Source organism: Methermicoccus shengliensis DSM 18856, assembly GCF_000711905.1.
GTDB lineage: Archaea > Halobacteriota > Methanosarcinia > DSM-18856 > Methermicoccaceae > Methermicoccus > Methermicoccus shengliensis.
In genome coordinates this window covers 77657-96318 of record NZ_KL543983.1, presented here as the reverse complement: position 1 = coordinate 96318, position 18662 = coordinate 77657, and the positions used below count along the sequence as shown (strand labels likewise).

The following is an 18662-nucleotide window of genomic DNA, read 5'->3' as shown; positions in this document are numbered from 1 at the left end:
AGGGAACATGGAGAGAATGTGTGAAGGATGGCCACCCATCAAAGGTGAGTATGTGGTGGGCGAGCCGACCTCTGGGGTGGCAGTGTGCACACTGGCGAGCAGACTTCCACCCTCGACACGTGCTGCCCTGTGGGGTGGATGCATGACTGAAAACCTCGGAGTCGAGAAAGTGGTGCTCAACATCATCTCGAACAGCCACATCCGCTACCTCATTGTGTGTGGAGCCGAATCGAAGGGGCACCTGCCCGGAGATGCCCTGATATCACTGCACACGAGGGGCGTTGATGAGGCCGGAAGAATCAGGGGTGCGATGGGAGCAATCCCCTACGTGGAGCATCTACAAAAGCAGGCCGTGGAGAGGTTTCAGCGGCAGGTCGACATAGTGGACATGAGAGAGGTCGTGGATGTGCAGAGCATACACGATAAGGTGGAAGAGCTGTGCAGGGCGGAAATCTTCGATGAGCCCCCCATGGTGTGGGTCAAGGAGGACAGAACCAGGGAGTGTATCGAGATCTCGGGGGCGGATGCGGTGGTGGCGGATGGTGTTCTCGTGGATGTAATGGCTGGAGTGGTGTTCTGCGAGGAAGAGGTATGCTGAGGTTCAAGAGTGAGCAAAAGAGGCACGTGATACGGGGCGTGCACGTGGGTGGGCAGCCTGGGGACCTTCCGTGTGTGCTGTGTGGGAGCATCTTCTATGAAGGGCACACCATCGTGGAGGATGCTGAGAGGGGCGTGTTTGACAGGCAGAGAGCAGAGCACGTCATCAATCGTCAGCGGGTTCTATCTGATGAGACGGGCATTCCCTGCATGGTGGTGGTGTATGCACGCACGAGCATGGCAATGGAGCGCTACATAGCGTTCGTTTCTGAGGTGGATGAGTGTCCCATCGTGCTCGACTCCACCGAGGCCAGCGTCAGGGCACATGCTGCCACCTTCGTCAGTGAGGTGGGGCTTGCAGATGCGTGCGTGTACAACTCCATCAACATCGGCATCACGCCCGAGGAGAGGGAGGCGCTGGCGCGCTCTGATGTGGAGGCGGCCATCGTGCTCGCCTTCAACCCCAGGAACACATCTCTCGATGGAAGGCTGGCAGTGCTCGAGCATGGTGATGGGCTCATAGATACTGGGTTGCTCGAGATGGCAGCGCAGTGCGGCATCACCAAACCCCTCGTCGACCCCAGCGCCACCGCCCTTGGAGAACACTCTGGCGTGGTGCTTGGGATGACCATGGTGGTGAAGGCAAGGTATGGACTGCCCTGTGGCTCTGGGATACACAACGTGGTATCCTCATGGGGCTGGCTTAGGGAGAGGAGAAAGCGGCATCCTGAGGCGTATGTGGCATGCGATGCCGCAACAATCGCCCTTCAGATTGCGGCGTGTGGAGACTTCGTGCTCTATGGGCCAGTAGAGTATGCAGAGTACGCCTTTCCCTGTGCTGCCATGTGTGAGGTGATGATGGCAGAGACCTCTGAGCACACGCGTCCCATAAGGGGGCATCCCGCAACGAGGGTGGTGTGAACTATCACTCGTTGCAGGATGCCCTCAGCACACCACCACGGCCGGGCTCTGGCCGTTCACGAGCTACGGTGTCACCCTCTTCTACGATAACAATTCTCGCATAGTAATAGCTAATAGAAAGGCTTTTATTGGATAGCGTGATGCGTATCTCTCGCAAGTGCTCCGGTAGTGTAGTTCGGCCAATCATGCAGGACTCTCACTCCTGCGACTGGGGTTCAAATCCCCACCGGAGCACTCTTCTCTGTGCTGCTTACTTTGTAAGCAACACACCTGTGCTCATGCCGGCACATGTGGACGTCGGTGCTGCATATCGGGCATGCCTTGGTCTCTATGAGCACATCATCCTCTGGGCATGGAGGTGTGTCCATCTTTCTTATCTGAACCTCCCGGGCTTTGCGATACATGGGAAGCTTTTTCTATGAACGGTGCGTGGGTTAAGTGGATGGAGGAGAGGTTTACTGTTGTGTGCTCTTCTGAGGATGCGGCGAGCATGAACATCGAGAGGCATCTTTTCGCTCTTGGGCGATGGCACGAGGTGTTCTCATCGTTTCCCTCTCCAATCACTGCCCTGTACGACAGCCCCAACACGACATTCAGAATAGTGGAGGTGGACGAGCCTCTCGTGTATCTCGACAGGATAGACACCATACTGGAGTCCATCGGCGTATCCTCTTCTGCCCTCGTGTTTGCCTCGAAGCACAGCTCAGAGAGCACGGGAAAGCTGCTCAGCGCCCACTACACGGGCAACACCTCAAGGGCTGCCCTAGGGGGAAGGGAGAGGGAGCTGTGCACACCAGCCACGTGGCTGCTAAAGCCCATCCTCCAGAGCATGAGACGGTATGCAGAGGGCACAGAGTGGCAGGTGAGCATGGAGGCGACCCACCATGGTCCCACTGATGTGCACACACCCCTCGTGTTTGCAGAGATTGGCAGCAGCGAGGAGGAGTGGGGCGATGAGTGGGCTGGCATGGTGGTCGCCAAGAGCATCATGGAGTGCACACCAGCGCATGCCCTCCCAGTGGTGGGGTTTGGAGGCTCCCACTATCCCAAGCGCCAGACACACCTCATCCTCGAGAGTGCCCTCACGTTTGGGCACTGCTTCTCAAGCCACGTGCTCCCCGAGCTCGATGATGAGCTTGTGGGGCAGGCATTTGCCAAGTCTGGGACCACGCACGCCTACATCGACAGGAAGAGTGTGAACTCCGACATCAGGGAAAAAATAGAGGGGATGCTCAGGAGGCTTGGGTGCACCGTGCTCAGGGAGCATGAGTTCTACACACTGAGCGTGCTTTCAGAGAGAGCGTATGCCCAGCTGCTCGATAGCCTCAGAAGAATGGGCGATGTGAGCGTGCTGGTGGGAAGGGGCATTGGAAAGAGGGTGAAGGAGCCCATACCCACGATGGATGAGATGTGGTTCGCCCTGCTGCCCCCTGAGCTCGTGAGCTATCTTGCCAAGAGGATACTCTCAGAGCTCAAGAGGACGCTCGAACACTCTGGAGTGGGGTATGCGCTCGATGCCAATGGGGTGCCGCTCCCCCTGCTCTTTGCCGAGGACGAGCGTGAGCTCAGAGACCACACCGAGCGGCTCATAGGGACGTGGGTGGATGCTCTGGCGCAGCGCCTTCCCGTCAAGAGGAGGAAGGACACTGTGGTGGTTGTGGAGCGAAAGCTCGACCCCTCGAAGGCCAAGGAGCTGGGGGTTGCCGATGGTTCTCATCTTCAGAGGCTCTCAAGTGGAGAGAGTGTGGAGGTCGGGGGAAAAGCTATTAAACCAGACATGGTGTATCGGGATATAAATATAGTGCTCAGCACGGTCTTTGAGGTTAGGAAGGGAGAGATACCATGATGTCCATCGTTGAGGAGGCATTAGCCCGCAGCACACCTGCCGAGAAAAAAAGCGATTCTGAGCAGCTCGTGGGGACTGACGACGAGCTTCAGACGATTCTGGAGCAGATAAGGCCCACCATCAAGGTGATTGGGTGTGGGGGAGCAGGCAACAACACCATCGCCAGGATGTTCGAGGAGGGGATGGAAGGTGCAGAACTCATAGCGATAAACACCGACGCCAAGCACCTGCTGATGTCATCCGCAGACAGGAAGCTGCTCATAGGTCGCAAGACCACGAGGGGGCTGGGAGCTGGGGGATGGCCACAGGTGGGTGAGGAGAGCGCGCTGGAGAACAAGGAGGAGATCGCCGAGCTCGTGGAGGGCTCGGACATGGTGTTCGTCACGTGTGGCCTTGGAGGAGGTACGGGCACGGGCTCTGCTCCAGTGGTGGCAAGTGCCGCACAGGATGCTGGAGCTCTCACCATCTCCGTGGTCACGCTGCCCTTTGCAGTGGAGGGCAAGATCAGGCACGACAATGCCATAGCTGGGCTCGAGAGGCTCAAGGACAGCTCAGACACGGTGATAGTGGTGCCCAACGACAGGCTGCTCGATGTGGTCCCAAGGCTCCCTCTCGCCCAGGCGTTCAAGGTGGCAGACGAGGTGCTCATGCACGCCGTGCGCGGCATCACTGAGCTCATCACGAGGGCAGGTCTCGTGAACCTCGACTTTGCCGATGTCAGGACGGTGATGCAGAACGGTGGTGTGGCGATGATAGGGCTCGGAGAGGCGGATGGCGAGGACAAGGCAGTGGAGTCGGTGCAGAAAGCACTCAGAAGCCCCCTGCTGGATGTGGATGTGTCCACGGCAACGGCCGCCCTTGTGAATGTCACTGGCGGTCCAGACCTCACGATTGCAGAGGCAGAGAGGGCATGCGAGGAGGTGTACAGCCGCATTCACGAGGATGCGAGGCTCATCTGGGGTGCGAGAGTTGACCCCAACATGGAAAACCGCATACGCACCATGCTGATAATCACGGGGGTCAGGTCTCCCCAGATATACGGGCCTGCCGGAGGGAAGGTGCAGAGGTTTGGAATAGACATTCTGTGAAGGGGAAAAGTATTTTTAGGTGGGGGGCATGTTGCCCTCACCAATTCGCGGCGACAACTGTAGTTGAGGCATGGTGTACATGGCAAGGCGGCAAAGGGAACCCTCCAGAGGGCTGCGGGGTGTGATGGATAAGTTCGAGGCATCCAACATGACTACCTCGTGGATGAGTGCAGAGCGCATCATGTCCACGATAAACGAGTACATCCGCGTGCTCAGGTTTGCCAGAAAGCCCACGAGGGAGGAGTTCTATGCCATCTCGAAGGTGGCTGCCGCTGGGATAGTGCTCATAGGTCTGATAGGGTTCGTTATCTATCTGCTGCTCACAGTGCTACCCAGATATGGATGAGGAAAGCATGGAAGAGAATGTACGTGATGAGGATGTGTCCATATTCGTGGTCAAGACCACGGCAAATCAGGAGCGCTCGGTTGCCAACATGATAGAGCGCATAGTGGATAAGCAGAAGCTCGACATCAGGGCGATTCTTGCTCCAGATGAGCTCAAAGGTTACCTGCTCGTCGAGGCGCCTTCGAGAGAGGTGGTGGAGAGTGCCGTCCAGACGATTCCCCATGCCAAGGGTGTGATAAAGGGGGAGAGCACGTTCAGGGAGATTGAGCACTTTCTCACACCCAAGCCCTCTGTGACGGGCATTCTCGAGGGCAGCATCGTGGAGCTGATCTCTGGGCCATTCAAGGGTGAGAAGGCAAGGGTGAAGCGGGTGGACGAGCTGCACGAGGAAATCACTGTGGAGCTGTTCGAGGCGATGGTGCCCATTCCCATAACTGTGAGGGGGGACAACGTGAGGGTGCTGAGAAAGGAGGAAGAGTGATCATCGAGGGATTGTTATGGCAGAAGTCGTTGAGGTTCTCGTGAGTGGAGGGGCTGCAAACCCCGGACCCCCGCTCGGACCCGCCCTGGGTCCCCTTGGGGTGAATGTGAAGGCAGTTGTGGATGAAATCAACAAGGTGACGGCAGAGTACAAGGGCATACAGGTTCCAGTGAGGATAGAGGTGGAGGCCGACAAGAGCTTCACCATCAAAGTGGGCACCCCACCCACAACCGCCCTGCTCAAGCAGGAGATGAAAATCGAGAAGGGCTCTGCCGACCCGGGAGTGCAAAAAGTGGCAGACATCACGATGGAGCAGGTGGTGAGTGTGGCGAAGATGAAGAGGGGGGACCTGCTCTCCTATGACCTCAGGAGTGCCGTCAAGGAGGTGCTCGGCACGTGCCTGTCTCTTGGCATCACCGTGGAGGGAAAGGACCCCAGGGAGGTGCAGCGGGCAGTCTCCAGTGGTGAGTACGACCAGATGCTCTCGGAGTAGGTGGTGCCGAGGATGAAGGTGCTGCTCATAGGCGGCGGTGGGAGGGAGCACGCGATAGCCGACGCCATCGCACGCTCGCCAGATGCCGAGCTGTATTGTCTCATGTCCAGAAAGAACCCGGGAATTGCCCGCCTTTCCAGCGGTTTTAGGATAGCCTCCGAGACCGATGTGGACGCCGTGAGGGAGTATGCCCAGCAGTGCGGGGCGGAGTATGCCGTGGTGGGGCCTGAGGCGCCCCTTGCCGCGGGCGTGGTGGACGCGCTCGAGGAGGAGGGGGTGCCCACGCTGGGACCGAGAAGGGCGGCGGCCAGAATAGAGACCGACAAGGCATGGGCACGCACCTTCATGCGGGAAGCCCATATCGCGGGATGCCCACCCCACCACATATGCACCACTCCCTCTGAGATAAGGGAGGTTGTGGAGAGCCTTGGTGATGTGGCTGTAAAGCCAGCAGGACTTACTGGGGGCAAGGGCGTGAAGGTGATGGGCGAGCATCTATCGGATGCGGACGAGGTGTACAGGTATGCAGTGAGTCTGTTGCCAGAGCACGGTGCGGTGGTGATGGAAAAGAGGCTGGTGGGTGAGGAGTTCACAGTGCAGGCATTTTGTGATGGCAACACCCTCGCATTCTCCCCTGCTGTGCAGGACCACAAACGGGCATACGAAGGTGATGTGGGGCCCAACACTGGGGGCATGGGCTCGTACAGCGATGCCGACCACCTGCTGCCCTTTTTGGACAGGGAGGAGTATGAGCAGGCATGCTCTATCATGCGAGATACCATAGATGCCATGAGGGAGAGGATGGGAGTGCCCTATGTGGGCATACTCTATGGGCAATTCATCCTCACAGCCGAGGGCGTGTTCGTGGTGGAGTACAATGCCCGATTTGGGGACCCAGAGGCGATGAACGTTCTGCCCCTCCTGCGCACACCATTCACCGACGTACTCGCATCGTGCGTGGAGGGGAGGCTCTCACGGTTGGACGTGCAGTTTGAGCACATGGCGACTGTGTGCAAGTATGTGGTGCCCAAGGGCTATCCAGAGAGTCCCCTCAGCGATGCTCCCATCGAGGTGGCAGACGTTAATGATGCCTTGCTGTTCTACTCCAGTGTGTATGAGAAGGAGGGCGTGGTGTACACCACCTCGTCGAGGGCTGCTGCCGTGGTGGGCATCGCCCACACAATCGAGGAGGCAGAGGCCAAGGCTGAGCGTGCCATTCTCGGCATCAGAGGGGCGCTTTATCACCGAAGAGACATCGGCACACCAGAGCTCATAAGAAGGCGGGTGGAGCACATGAGGGCACTTCGGGGTGCCTGAAGCCTGAAAAGCTTCTAATAGCAGGATTGCCCACACTGTATAGATGAGTACTCATGACCAAGAACTGTGAGATATGTGGCAAGCCCATAAGGGGAAGAGGCGTTAGGGTGCTCATAGAGGGCGCGGAGCTTGAGGTGTGTCACCAGTGCTCGAGCCTTGGTTCAGAGATGAGGAGTTTTTCGTCAGAGGTGCCCAAGGCGAGAGCTGCACCACGGCTGCCAAGAAAGCATAGGGCGCGGGACATCTTCAGCACCCTTGAGGAAGTTGTGGACGACTATGCAGACATCGTGAGAACTGCAAGGGAGAGAAGGGGATTAACTCAGGACAAGCTCGCCGAGAAAATCAATGAGAAGGTATCCCTCATAAAGAAGATAGAGAGGGGCGAGTTCGTGCCAGAGGATAGGGTGATAAAGAAGCTGGAGGCTGAGCTCGATGTGAAGCTCACTGCTCCCCCAGCAAAGCAGGAGTTCGAGGGCTCATCATTCTCGGAGGGAATCACACTCGGCGATGTGGTCAGGATAAGACACAAGTGAGCTTCAGAGAGTTGCCGAAGTAAGCAACTGTTGATTACTCCGTAATCAACACAACGGAAAGATAAATATCTGACCACACATATGTGGCCCCGATGGACAGGCTCACGCGACAGGAGCGTGCGGCCATCGTGCTGGTCTTCATGGTGGCATGCTCGCTCGTGGTGCTCTACTGGGTGGTGTCGCCCTTCTCGGATGAGGAGAGTGGAGACCACGTGAGCGTGAGCGGCACTGTGCTGCACCTGAAGAAAACGGCAAGTGGTGGGCACCTCATAATCACGCTGGATGTGGATAGGGAGCTCGTGAAGGTGTTTGTGCCAAGGGAGGCAGGAGGTGCGAGCATGGCAGAGAGGTTGCACGTAGGGGATGAGGTCAGGGTGACGGGTAGGCTTCAGCTCTACAAGGGGCGAGAGGAGATTGTGGTTCTGAGGGAGAAGGATGTCGTGCTGATGTCTCCATGAGAAGGTTTAAAAGCATGGGGAAAAATGATATTAAGAAAAATACTCCACAAAGTTCCAAGCTCCAAGTCCCAAGTGATGCCTCTCATGTGGATACTCCACTCCGTGAAGGCAATGTTGACTTGTGGAGCTTGGTGGTTATCGGAGGCAAGATGAGAAAAGAGAATGCGAGCAGTGCTGGTTACAGAGTAATCAACAGTTGCCGTGAGCAACTGAAGCAAAATGGGAGCACAGAGCAAGTCCCATCTCAGGACGAGGACATCTTCGGCGGGCTGGATTTTGAGACCACAAAGGATGTGGAGGTGCCCAAGCTCCTGATAGACCAGGTGATAGGTCAGGACAGGGGCGTTGAGATCATAAAGAAGGCTGCAGTGCAGAGAAGGCATGTGATGCTCATAGGCACGCCGGGCACTGGAAAGTCCATGCTCGCAAGGGCGATGAGTGAGCTTTTGCCAAAGGAGGAGATGCAGGATGTGCTGGTGTATCCCAACCCAGAGGATCCCAACACCCCTCTCGTGAGGGTGGTGCCAGCTGGCAAGGGCAAGGAAATCGTGGATGCTCACAAGCTCGAGGCAAGAAAGAGAACTCAGGCAAAGAACACTGTATTCATGATGGCTGCCTTTGCCATCATTCTCGTCTCGTTCATCACTGGGGAGTGGCTCATGGGCATCATAGCTGTACTGCTGATGTTCATACTGCTCAGGCAGATGATGCCGAGGGATGAGCTGCTCGTGCCCAAGCTGCTGGTGTCTCATTCTGGCGAGGTGAGTGCTCCGTTTGTGGATGCCACTGGGGCCCATGCTGGCGCTCTCTTGGGCGATGTTCGCCACGATCCCTTCCAGTCGGGAGGACTCGAGACACCTCCCCATGAGAGAGTGGAGGCAGGGGCGATTCACAAGGCCCACAAGGGTGTGCTGTTCATAGACGAAATCAACACCCTCAGGCTGGAGAGCCAGCAGAATCTGCTCACGGCGATGCAGGAGAAGAAGTTCCCCATCACTGGACAGTCCGAGAGAAGCTCTGGGGCGCTCGTGAAGACTGAGCCGGTGCCATGCGACTTCGTGATGGTGTGTGCTGGTAACCTCGATGCCATACAGGGCATGCATCCTGCCCTGCGCTCGAGGATTAAGGGCTATGGCTACGAGGTGTACATGCAGGACACCATGGAGGACACTCCAGAGAACAGGCGCAAGCTCGTGAGGTTCGTAGCGCAAGAGGTGGTGAAGGATCAGAAGATTCCCCACTTCGACAGGGGAGCTGTGCGTGAGATAATAAGGGAGGCGAGAAGAAGGGCGGGCAGAAAGGGACATCTCACCCTCAAGCTTCGGGACCTTGGAGGGCTGATAAGGACGGCTGGTGACATAGCGATAGCCGAGGGGGCGCCCCTTGTCGAGGCAAGGCACGTGATAGATGCCAAGACGATGGCGCGCTCGGTGGAGCAGCAGATTGCAGACCGGTACATAGAGCAGAAGAGAGACTACGAAGTGTTCATCAGAGAGGGCTGTGCAGTGGGCAGGGTGAACGGTCTGGCAGTGGTGGGTGGCGACTCTGGCATTGTGCTGCCCATCATGGCCGAGGTGACGCCTGCGCAGTCCAAGGAGGAGGGGCGGGTGATAGCCACTGGAAGATTGCAGGACATCGCCAAGGAGGCGGTGCAGAACGTATCGGCCATCATCAAGAACCTCACTGGACAGGACCCCTCCTCTATGGACATCCACATCCAGTTCATAGGCACCTATGAGGGGGTGGAGGGGGACAGCGCCTCGGTGTCCATAGCCACTGCCGTCATGTCTGCAGTGAATCAGGTGCCCGTGGATCAGAGCGTGGCGATGACGGGCTCGCTCTCGGTCAGGGGAGATGTGCTCCCAGTTGGGGGTGTGACGTACAAGATAGAGGCTGCTGCCAAGGCAGGTCTCAAGAAGGTACTGATCCCCAAGAGCAACATGGGCGATGTGCTGATAGAGGATGCATATGTGGGCAAAATCGACATCGTGCCCGTGAGCAACATCGTGGAGGTGCTCGAACAGAGCCTGGTGGGAGGGGAGCAGAAGGAGGGGCTGCTAAAGGCGATACGCAGCCTCATCGCAAAGCGCCCATCCCTCCAGCTTCCAGATGCCTTCTCCTCAAAGGCGAACAAGTGCCCTTGAAAGGGTAGGAGCTACGGCCTACGGTCATCCTACCCTACTCATGCAAAAGCCATATCTACATCATCTCCCAACCACTGCACATGCTCACCTTTTATGATACGAGGCATGTGCAGATGGAGAGCCTGCACATCGTGATGGAAAACGGCACCATAGAGGACAGATGGTCGCAGCGAGCACCTCTGAAGGCACGCTGTGCAGATGTCTTGTGCAGGGGAGCTGGGGATACTCGGTCGTGGAGGGGGAATTTCAGGAGGGCTGCCTTAAGAGAGCCGAGCAAAACGCCATTGCCCTCCAGCAGATTGTACAAAGGGACAAAATATCGCTTTTGCCCCTCCCCCATGCGCCATCCAGCTTTAGGGCAAAGCCCAGGCTCGATGTGCGGGATGTGGCGATAGAGGACAAGCTCAGACTTATGCGGGAGCTTTACGAGCGCACGAGGCTGGACGAGGTTGTGAGTACGAGGGTAGTGTACTCCGAGGCCATCGTGCGCACGGAGTATCAGAGCTCAGAGGGCATCGAGGTGTGGAGCGAGTATCCGAGGGTGATGCTTTCGGTGATGTGCGTGGCAAGACGGCAAGGGGTGTTGCAGATGGGAATGGAGTCCAGAGCCCATGTGGGGGGATACGAGCTTGTGGAAAAGCACGACTTTCATGCCCTTGCTCACAAGGCAGCCACGAGGGCGGTGCAGCTGCTCGATGCGGTGCACGTGGAGGGCGGCAGGAGAAGGGTGCTGCTTGACCCCGAACTGGCGGGAGTGTTTACCCACGAGGCCGTTGGCCATGCCACCGAGGCAGACATCGTGCTCGAGGGCGGCTCAATCCTTGCCGACACGCTGGGAAGGCAGATAGCCGCAGAGGGTGTCAGTGTGGTGGACGACCCCACCATAAGGGATGGGTATGGGTTCTACGCGTTTGATGACGAGGGGGTCGAGGCCAAGAGGACGCCTCTCATCGAGGATGGCGTGCACGTGGGCTATCTGCACTCGAGGGAGACCGCTGCGAGGCTGGGCGATGGCGAGGGTGGAAATGCGAGGGCACAGGGCACTAATGTGCCCATTGTCAGGATGAGCAACACCTTCGTGGAAAACGGGGACATGGCGTTTGAGGAGATGCTCACAGAGCTGAAGGATGGCGTATATCTCAAGGGCTCGCGCGGGGGTCAGGTGTCCACTGCAGAAGGGGTGTTTCAGTTCAATGCAGAGTATGGGTATGAGGTGAGGAATGGGGAGCTCGTGCGGATGCTCAGGGACGTATCGCTCTCTGGAAATACGCTGGACATCCTCCGCAAGATTGAGGGGGTGGGATGTGACCTTACGCTGCACTCTGGGAGGTGTGGAAAGTCAGGGCAGCTCGTGCCAGTCTCGGATGGCTCTCCCCACCTGCTCGTTGGCGAGGCGCTCGTGGGTGGAAGGTAGAGCAAAGGGTTATATCACAGAAGTGTGTGGGCTATGCCGATAAGGGGAGAGCGATGGCCAAGGGAGCTGACAGGGAAGCTCAGAGAGAGCTCCAGTTTTATACCGAGGAGAGATGGAACAACTGGATAAGAGCCGTGAGGGAGAGCACGTTCAAGCTGGATGAACTCACAGAGGCTAATCCTCCCTCCCTCTCCATGGACATCGAGGAGGATGTGTTGCTTGCCTGCAACAAGGTTCTTGCCAGTGTGAGGCGCAGAAAGCTCAGCAAGAGAAAGGCTGCAGAGCACATAGAGGAGATGAAGAGCATAATCCTCGCTCCCTTTGAGCCCATGGGGGAGGACAAGGATGTGCTGCTCTCCAGCGTGCAGGATGGGCTCGTGGGGGTGTTTGCAGCCTGTGAAAAGCTGCTCAAGAGCAGAAGGCTGGACAGGAGCACGCCCCTAAGGGAGCTCGTGGAGAGAGCTCTTGAGATGGAGCGCGAGGACGACCTCGACGGAGCTCTCGAACTGGTAGCTCTCATAGGGGCGAGGATGTTATCTGGCGAGCGCCTTCCAGAGGAGGTCATCGAGAGCATCCCATGCTCACAGGTGGGTGACTGGTTGGGAAGCATTGAATTCATGGTGTTGATTACGGAGTAATCAACAGTTGCTTACGAAGTAAGCAACTCTTCCATGGAGACTGGGCTGTAGCTCGAATCAAAACGCTTATATATTTGAAGAAAGATGGCATGCTATCTGCTTTTCCTCCTTTTGAGGGGTTGAGATGAACCGGGAAGAAGGGCTTAAGGGTACGACCACAGTAGGTCTTGTGTGCAAGGATGGGGTAGTTTTGGCCACCGAGAGGAGGGCCACAATGGGAACGTTTATTGCGAGCAGGGAGGCCAAGAAGATATACCAGCTCGATGATAAGCTGGCGATGACCACCGCTGGCAGTGTGGGCGATGCCCAGCAGCTCGCGAGAATCATGGCTGCAGAGGCAAAGCTCTACAAGATGAGAAGGAACAAACCAATGAGCCCGAGGGCTGCGAGCACACTGCTCGCCAACGTGCTCAGTGGCTCCAAGTACTTTCCGTTCTTGGTGCAGCTGCTCGTGGGCGGCCTGAACTCTGATGGTCCAAGTCTGTTTTCCCTCGACCCTCTGGGTGGACAGATAGAGGAGAGGAGGATAGCTGCCACGGGCTCTGGCTCGCTCGTGGCCTATGGTGTGCTCGAGGACAGGTACACCGAGGACATCATGGTGGATGAGGGTGTGAAGCTTGCGATAAGGGCATTGCACACCGCCATGAAGAGGGATGCCGCAAGTGGCGATGGCATAGAGGTGATAAAGATCACACAGGATGGCTTCACAAAGCTCTCTGAGGAGGAGGTAAATAAAATAAGGGAGGTACTCAACTGACGCACAATGCATTCCCACCCTCTTTTTTTGATAGGTTTTTTACAGGGGTAAAACAATGGGCTCTGTAGAAGATGTGCTAAAAGAACTGAGAGAGCGGATAGAAAATACACTTCCGGAGGATATCAGCATCACCGACCTTCAGTTCGAGGGGCACGAGCTGGTGCTCTACACGCCAGACCCAAGAAAGTTTGCAGACAAGGGAGACCTCGTGCGCACCCTTGCACGCGAGGTCAGGAAGAGGATTGTGGTGCGGCCAGACCCCAAGGTGCTCGCGGACCCAGAGGAGGCCAAAAGAGTCATTCTGAGCACCGTACCCGAGGATGCGGGCATCACCGATTTTCACTTTGATGCAGACACGGGCGTGGTGATCATCGAGACCGAAAAGCCCGGGGCAGTGATAGGCAAGCACGGCAGCACACTCCGGGAGATTACAAGGCAGATAGGGTGGATACCCACTGCGGTCAGAACACCCCCAATCGAGTCCATCACCGTAAAGAACATCCGAAAGTTCCTCAGGGACAAGAAGGACGAGCGCAAGGACATTCTGAGAAGGATTGGAAGAAAGATACACAGGCCCATATCTGACGAAAAAGAGAAGTGGGTGCGCATCACGGCTTTGGGGGGCTTTAGAGAGGTCGGAAGAAGCTGCAGCCTGCTCTCCACGCAGGACAGCAAGGTGCTGGTGGACTGTGGGGTGAGTGTGAGCATGGAGGAGGGGGGAACACCCTATCTTCAGATGCCCGAGGCCACACCCTTAAGCGAGATTGATGCTGTGGTACTCACCCATGCCCATCTCGACCACTCTGGGCTGGTGCCCCTGTTGTTCAAGTATGGCTTCGAGGGGGCGGTGTACTGCACACCGCCTACCCGAGACCTCATGGCGCTGCTTCAGATGGACTACATAGAGGTGGCGAGCAGAGAGGGCAGAACGATTCCCTATGAGTCCGATTTGATAAGGAAGATGCTCAAGCACACCATCACCCTGAGCTATGGAGAGGTGACGGACATCGCCCCGGACATCAAGCTCACGTTCCACAACGCTGGTCACATCCTGGGCTCCTCCATATGTCACTTCCACATAGGCGATGGAAGGCACAACGTGGTGTTCAGCGGGGACTTCAAGTTCGAAAAGACGAGGTTGTTTGACCCAGCTGTGCACAAGTTTCCAAGGGCCGAGACGCTCGTCATAGAGGCGACGTATGGGGGGAGTGGCGATGTGCAGCCCCCGCGAAGGGAGGCAGAGCGCAGGCTCATCGAGCTCGTGAAGACCACGATTGAGAGAGGTGGGAGCGTTCTCATACCTGCCTTTGCGGTGGGAAGGAGTCAGGAGGTCATGCTGGTGCTGGAGGAGGCAATCCGGAAGGGCAGGCTTCAGGACATCCCCGTCTATCTGGATGGTATGATATGGGAGGCCACTGCCATCCATACCACGCATCCTGAGTACCTCAACAACGAGCTCAGGGAGATGATTTTCAGGAGGGGCCAGAACCCATTTTTGAACGAGTGCTTCGTGCGCGTTGACTCGAGACAGACGAGAAGCGAGATAATAGACGAGATGCACCCTTCGGTAATACTCGCCACCTCTGGAATGCTAAATGGTGGACCTGTGATGGAGTACCTCAGGGCAATGGCACCCAATGAGAAAAACACCCTCGTGTTTGTGGGCTATCAGGCAGAGGGCACGATGGGAAGGCGCATACAGAAAGGATGGAGCGAGATACCGTTCTCCACGGGGAATGGCAGAACTGAGACCATCGGGCTTAGGATGCAGGTGGAGACCGTGGATGGCTTTTCGGGCCACTCGGATAGAGGTCAGCTCATGAGTTTTGTCCAGAGGATGTATCCAAGACCCAGCCTGGTGCTCACCAACCATGGTGATGAGAAGTGCTGCGTTGACCTTGCCTCCTCAATCTACAAGAAGCTCAAGATATCCACAAAGTCCCCCATGAACTTAGAGACCGTGCGGCTTGAGTGAGCCCATGAGCCAGCAGGATGCGGGCTGGATGGTGCTGGTGTATGCTGGAGTGTTCCTCATAATGGGGCTCTCTGGCGTCGTGGTGCCCATCCTGGACATTCTGGGCGGGATACCATTCTGGTCGAGCGTGCTGTTCTCAGCATACTTTGGAGGAGCGCTCGTATCCCTCATTCCCTTTGGCGTGCTCACCGACAGATACGGAGCACAAAGAACGCTCGCCATCAGTCTTGTGCTCACCACGCTCTCTGGCATCGCCCTCTCGCTGTTCTCGGACGTGGCGGTGCTCTCGGTTGCAAGGCTCGTGGAGGGAGTTGGATGCGGGGCATTTTTTCCTCCCAGCCTCTCGATGCTCTCGCATCTTCCCAAGACCAAGAGGCGAACGGGAGCATTCAACCTTCTGCTGAATGCAGGGCTTGCGTGTGGCGTCATTCTGGGCGGCGCGCTCGCCCTTCTCACCCCCAAGGGAGGCATATATCTGTTCACGCTGCCGATGCTGCTTCTTACCCCCTATGCACTGCTCTCCCTCATGAGAGGGGGGGCATCCTCGCATTCAGCTCAGGATGTGGGGGATGTGGTGCGAGCCTCAATTGGCATGTTTTTCAGCAGACAGCTCGTCCCCCTCTGGGTGGTGTGCATCACCACGTTTGGGTGCACTGGGGCCGTTATAGCCATGTATCCATTCTATACTGCGGAGTTGCTGTCCAGGGACGTACAGGGGCTTGCCCTTGGAGGGGTGTATGTGGGAGGGATACTCGCCTCCCTCATGGCAGCATACGTCCCCATCTCCTCTGCTCGCATGCTCAGGGGGGGAGTGCTCATTACGGCGCTGGGAACGCTCCTCACAATCTATACCCCCCTGGGTCCCACGGTGTTTGGGCTGGGCAGCGGGTTTGTATTCGTGGGTGCCGTGGTTTATGCCTCTCAGATGGCGAGAAGGACGGCTGCACCCGATGGTCTTATGATGGGCACGCTGAGCACCATGGTGTATTTGGGGTTTGCCACCCTGCCCCTCCTCTTTGGCATGCTGCATCCCATGCTTTCCCTCCCCAGACTCATAGGGCTAAATGCCCTCATTGTGCTGTCCACTGCGGTGCTGTCTCCATGGGCAGACGATGGGCATGGGAGGGGTGCATAATGTTTTATCTAATTGGAATAATTTTAGCACGATATCTCCAACAAGCCACATCGCTTAGCAGGTGATGTGGGCGGTGAGGGGACATGAACAAAGGCATAGACTACTGTCCCAAGAGTGTGAAGGAGCTTCTCATCGATATGAAGGACACCTCGGAGCTCATGGTGGATCTATCCTTTGCTGCGGTGATCTATGAGGACTGGGACATCGCACAGGAGGTCATGAGCCTCGAGGAGAAGATGGAGAAGCTGGAGTACCATATGTGGATAGCCGCCATGCTGTCTGCCCGCAACCTCGAGACTGCGAGAGAGCTGGCGGGCGTGCTCAGAGCTGCCTACTCTGCCATGAAGATATCCTCTGCGGCCGCGGACATCGCCAACATCGTGCTTCGGGACATGCAGATTCCGCTGGAGCTCAAGCTCGACCTTCGGCAGGCAGAGGAAACGGTGGTCAGGGTGAAGCTCTCCGAGGATTCGGTGATGTGTGGAAAGAGCTTAGAGGAGCTCGAGCTTGAGGCCGAGACAGGGATGTGGGTGATTGCCATCCGCAGGGGCAGCCAGTGGATATACAACCCCGGGCACGAGGTGGTGCTAAAGCCACAGGACGTGCTCTTTGCGAGGGGGCACGACGAGGGTGTGCCCCACTTCGTGGAGATGGCCACGGGCAAGAAGTACGAGTCCACGAGGCTCAAGCCGTCCACGGTGATAGATGACCTGAGCATCGCAGTGGACATCATCGTGGAGATGAAGAACATCTCTGAGCTCTCGGTGGGACTTGCCTACTTTGCCCTCCTGTACAACGAGGAGGAGATCGCAAAGGAGGTGGAGTTCTTAGAGGAAAAGATGGATGACATGAAATTCGACCTGCAGAGGTGGGTGCTTCAGACTGCGAGAAGAATAGACGATGTGGGAAAGCTCAGGGGGCTATTGCATCTTGCAAGCTCCTCTGAGCTCGTGTCAGATGCGGCGCTGGACATGGCAAACGTGGTGCTGCGGGGAATGGTTCCCAGCAGGCTTTTGCAGCTTGCGGTCAGGGACTCCGAGGAGATTATCACGCAGGTGGTCGTGGAAGAGGGCTCACAGGCGGATGGCAGGTCGTTGGGAGAGCTCAGGCTTGGCACTGAGACGGGCATGTACGTGCTGGCGATACGCAGGAGGGGGTGGTGGATATACGACCCGAGTGCGAGCACCGTGCTCAGGGCTGGAGATAGGCTGATTGCGAGGGGCACCATCACGGGTGAGGAGCACCTGAGGGAGCTGTGCTCCAGCCCGCAGAGCAGTGATGTGCAATGAGGACGGTGGAGCTGCCATATGGGGAGGGCACCCTTTGCATGCGGTGCCCCTCGAGCATCGAGGTGGTGAGCCCCCTCCAGAGCGCCCATCGGGATATTCATGTGCAGACGAGAAGAGCACTCTCACATCCAATCGGCTCTCAGCCCCTCTTTGAGGTCGTGAGAAGGGGGGATAGCGTGGCAGTGCTCATTCCAGATGCCACGAGAAGCTGCCCCACACGCACGATGCTTTCCTCTGTCATGGAGGAGCTTGAGAGGGCTGGGGCTGGCTGCATAACGTGCGTGGCGTGTCTTGGGATTCACAGAAAAATGACGCACGATGAGGTTGTGGCGGCAGTGGGAGACATGGAGTGCATTCAGCACGACCCCGACCGGTGCACTCGTGTGGGCATCACATCGCGTGGAACACCCGTGGAGCTATTCGACGAGGTGCTCGAGCACGACAGAGTGATTGCCCTCGGACGGATAGACTATCACTACTATGCTGGCTACAGTGGGGGATACAAGGCACTCCTTCCGGGCATCGCATCGAGGACGAGCATTGTGAGCAACCACTCGATGATGCTCGAGAGCGGGGCACAGGCTGGAAGGCTCGATGGTCCCGTGAGGGCAGACATCGACGAGCTATCCCGCATCCGACCGCTGGATTTTCTGGTGAACGTCGTGGGTGATGTGGGCAGTGTGGTGGCAGGGCACGGCATTTTCGCCCATAGGGAGGGGTGCAGGCTGCTTGACAGCACCGCCAGAATAAAGGTGCCCAAGGCCGACATCCTGGTGGTGAGTGCGGGGGGGCATCCAAAGGACATCAACCTGTTTCAGGCACACAAAGCGATGGAGCATGCCAAGGGAGCGCTGAGGGAAGGGGGTGTGATGATACTGGTGGCACGGTGTCCAGAGGGGCTTGGAAATGCCGTGTTCGAGAGCTGGGCGAGGAGGGGATACACCCCGGAGGAGGCCATCCGTGCCTTTTGGGAAGTGGGGTTTGAGATGGGCGCCCACAAGCTCGCAAGGCTCGCAATGCTCGCCCGTACCTTCAGGCTCTATCTCGTCTCCGAACTCTCTGAAAAAACGGCAATGTCGTGCTTTTTTACACCCTTTGCAACACTGGACGAGGCATTGGAGAGCGCACGTGCCGCAGTGCACAAGAATGACCCGAGGGTGCTCGTGGTGAGGAGTGCAAGCGTGCTGCTCGATGGGGTGTAACCATCGCATGAGATACAGGTTTTATATA

The 18662-nt window shown here is 57.2% G+C and carries 18 protein-coding genes and 1 tRNA gene; all 19 read left to right on the top strand.

Translation table 11 applies throughout. From position 1 onward, the window contains the following. The first annotated feature begins 7 nt into the window (after positions 1-7). The 19 genes from BP07_RS06985 to larA all read left to right on the top strand — a co-directional run bounded on the left by BP07_RS06985 (position 8) and on the right by larA (position 18634). A complete protein-coding gene (locus BP07_RS06985) occupies positions 8-598 on the top strand; it encodes a tetrahydromethanopterin S-methyltransferase subunit A (protein ID WP_042687807.1) in 591 nt (196 codons plus the stop codon). After that, entirely contained in the window at positions 592-1518 is a 927-nt protein-coding gene (gene mtrH, locus BP07_RS06980) for a tetrahydromethanopterin S-methyltransferase subunit H (protein WP_042687307.1), read from the top strand. The genes BP07_RS06985 and mtrH overlap by 7 nt, the downstream gene beginning before the upstream one ends. A 159-nt stretch (positions 1519-1677) precedes the next feature. Next, a tRNA-Glu gene (locus BP07_RS06975) sits at positions 1678-1752 on the top strand. A 208-nt stretch (positions 1753-1960) separates the two neighbouring features. Beyond that, positions 1961-3364, top strand: a complete 1404-nt coding sequence (locus BP07_RS08450; protein WP_169736262.1) for a D-aminoacyl-tRNA deacylase — start codon at positions 1961-1963, stop codon at positions 3362-3364. After that, positions 3361-4452, top strand: coding sequence for a cell division protein FtsZ (gene ftsZ, locus BP07_RS06960; RefSeq protein ID WP_042687303.1), 1092 nt, complete (start codon positions 3361-3363; stop codon positions 4450-4452). The genes BP07_RS08450 and ftsZ overlap by 4 nt, the downstream gene beginning before the upstream one ends. 124 nt (positions 4453-4576) lie before the next feature. Continuing rightward, positions 4577-4798, top strand: coding sequence for a protein translocase SEC61 complex subunit gamma (locus tag BP07_RS06955; RefSeq protein ID WP_245597077.1), 222 nt, complete (start codon positions 4577-4579; stop codon positions 4796-4798). A gap of 7 nt (positions 4799-4805) precedes the next feature. Further along, on the top strand, positions 4806-5279 hold the full coding sequence (locus tag BP07_RS06950; protein ID WP_042687302.1) for a transcription elongation factor Spt5: 474 nt from the start codon (positions 4806-4808) through the stop codon (positions 5277-5279). A gap of 16 nt (positions 5280-5295) precedes the next feature. Then, on the top strand, positions 5296-5772 hold the full coding sequence (locus tag BP07_RS06945) for a 50S ribosomal protein L11 (RefSeq protein WP_042687301.1): 477 nt from the start codon (positions 5296-5298) through the stop codon (positions 5770-5772). Between the two features lie 12 nt (positions 5773-5784). Beyond that, a complete protein-coding gene (purD, locus tag BP07_RS06940; protein WP_042687300.1) occupies positions 5785-7089 on the top strand; it encodes a phosphoribosylamine--glycine ligase in 1305 nt (434 codons plus the stop codon). A 53-nt stretch (positions 7090-7142) separates the two neighbouring features. Next, entirely contained in the window at positions 7143-7622 is a 480-nt protein-coding gene (locus tag BP07_RS06935) for a multiprotein bridging factor aMBF1 (RefSeq protein WP_042687299.1), read from the top strand. Between the two features lie 92 nt (positions 7623-7714). Then, positions 7715-8080, top strand: a complete 366-nt coding sequence (locus BP07_RS06930) for an OB-fold nucleic acid binding domain-containing protein (RefSeq protein WP_042687298.1) — start codon at positions 7715-7717, stop codon at positions 8078-8080. A gap of 149 nt (positions 8081-8229) precedes the next feature. Continuing rightward, positions 8230-10224, top strand: a complete 1995-nt coding sequence (gene lonB, locus BP07_RS06925; RefSeq protein ID WP_084174160.1) for an ATP-dependent protease LonB — start codon at positions 8230-8232, stop codon at positions 10222-10224. A gap of 160 nt (positions 10225-10384) precedes the next feature. Beyond that, positions 10385-11638, top strand: coding sequence for a TldD/PmbA family protein (locus BP07_RS06920; RefSeq protein ID WP_338045908.1), 1254 nt, complete (start codon positions 10385-10387; stop codon positions 11636-11638). 53 nt (positions 11639-11691) lie between these two features. Beyond that, positions 11692-12276: a DUF2150 family protein gene (locus tag BP07_RS06915; RefSeq protein ID WP_042687297.1), complete on the top strand. Its 585-nt coding sequence runs from the start codon at positions 11692-11694 to the stop codon at positions 12274-12276. Positions 12277-12400: 124 nt separating this feature from the next. Continuing rightward, a complete protein-coding gene (gene psmB / locus BP07_RS06910; RefSeq protein WP_042687296.1) occupies positions 12401-13033 on the top strand; it encodes an archaeal proteasome endopeptidase complex subunit beta in 633 nt (210 codons plus the stop codon). Positions 13034-13088: 55 nt separating this feature from the next. After that, complete coding sequence (locus tag BP07_RS06905) at positions 13089-15008, top strand: beta-CASP ribonuclease aCPSF1 (protein ID WP_042687294.1); 1920 nt, start codon at positions 13089-13091, stop codon at positions 15006-15008. Next, positions 15001-16143 carry an MFS transporter gene (locus tag BP07_RS08445; protein WP_157203145.1) on the top strand — a complete coding sequence of 381 codons (1143 nt, stop codon included), beginning with the start codon at positions 15001-15003 and terminating at the stop codon, positions 16141-16143. Before BP07_RS06905 ends, BP07_RS08445 begins: the two co-directional genes overlap by 8 nt. An 83-nt stretch (positions 16144-16226) precedes the next feature. Next, positions 16227-17432 carry a potassium channel family protein gene (locus BP07_RS06895; RefSeq protein WP_042687292.1) on the top strand — a complete coding sequence of 402 codons (1206 nt, stop codon included), beginning with the start codon at positions 16227-16229 and terminating at the stop codon, positions 17430-17432. After that, a complete protein-coding gene (larA, locus tag BP07_RS06890) occupies positions 17429-18634 on the top strand; it encodes a nickel-dependent lactate racemase (protein ID WP_042687290.1) in 1206 nt (401 codons plus the stop codon). The genes BP07_RS06895 and larA overlap by 4 nt, the downstream gene beginning before the upstream one ends. Positions 18635-18662: the final 28 nt, after the last annotated feature.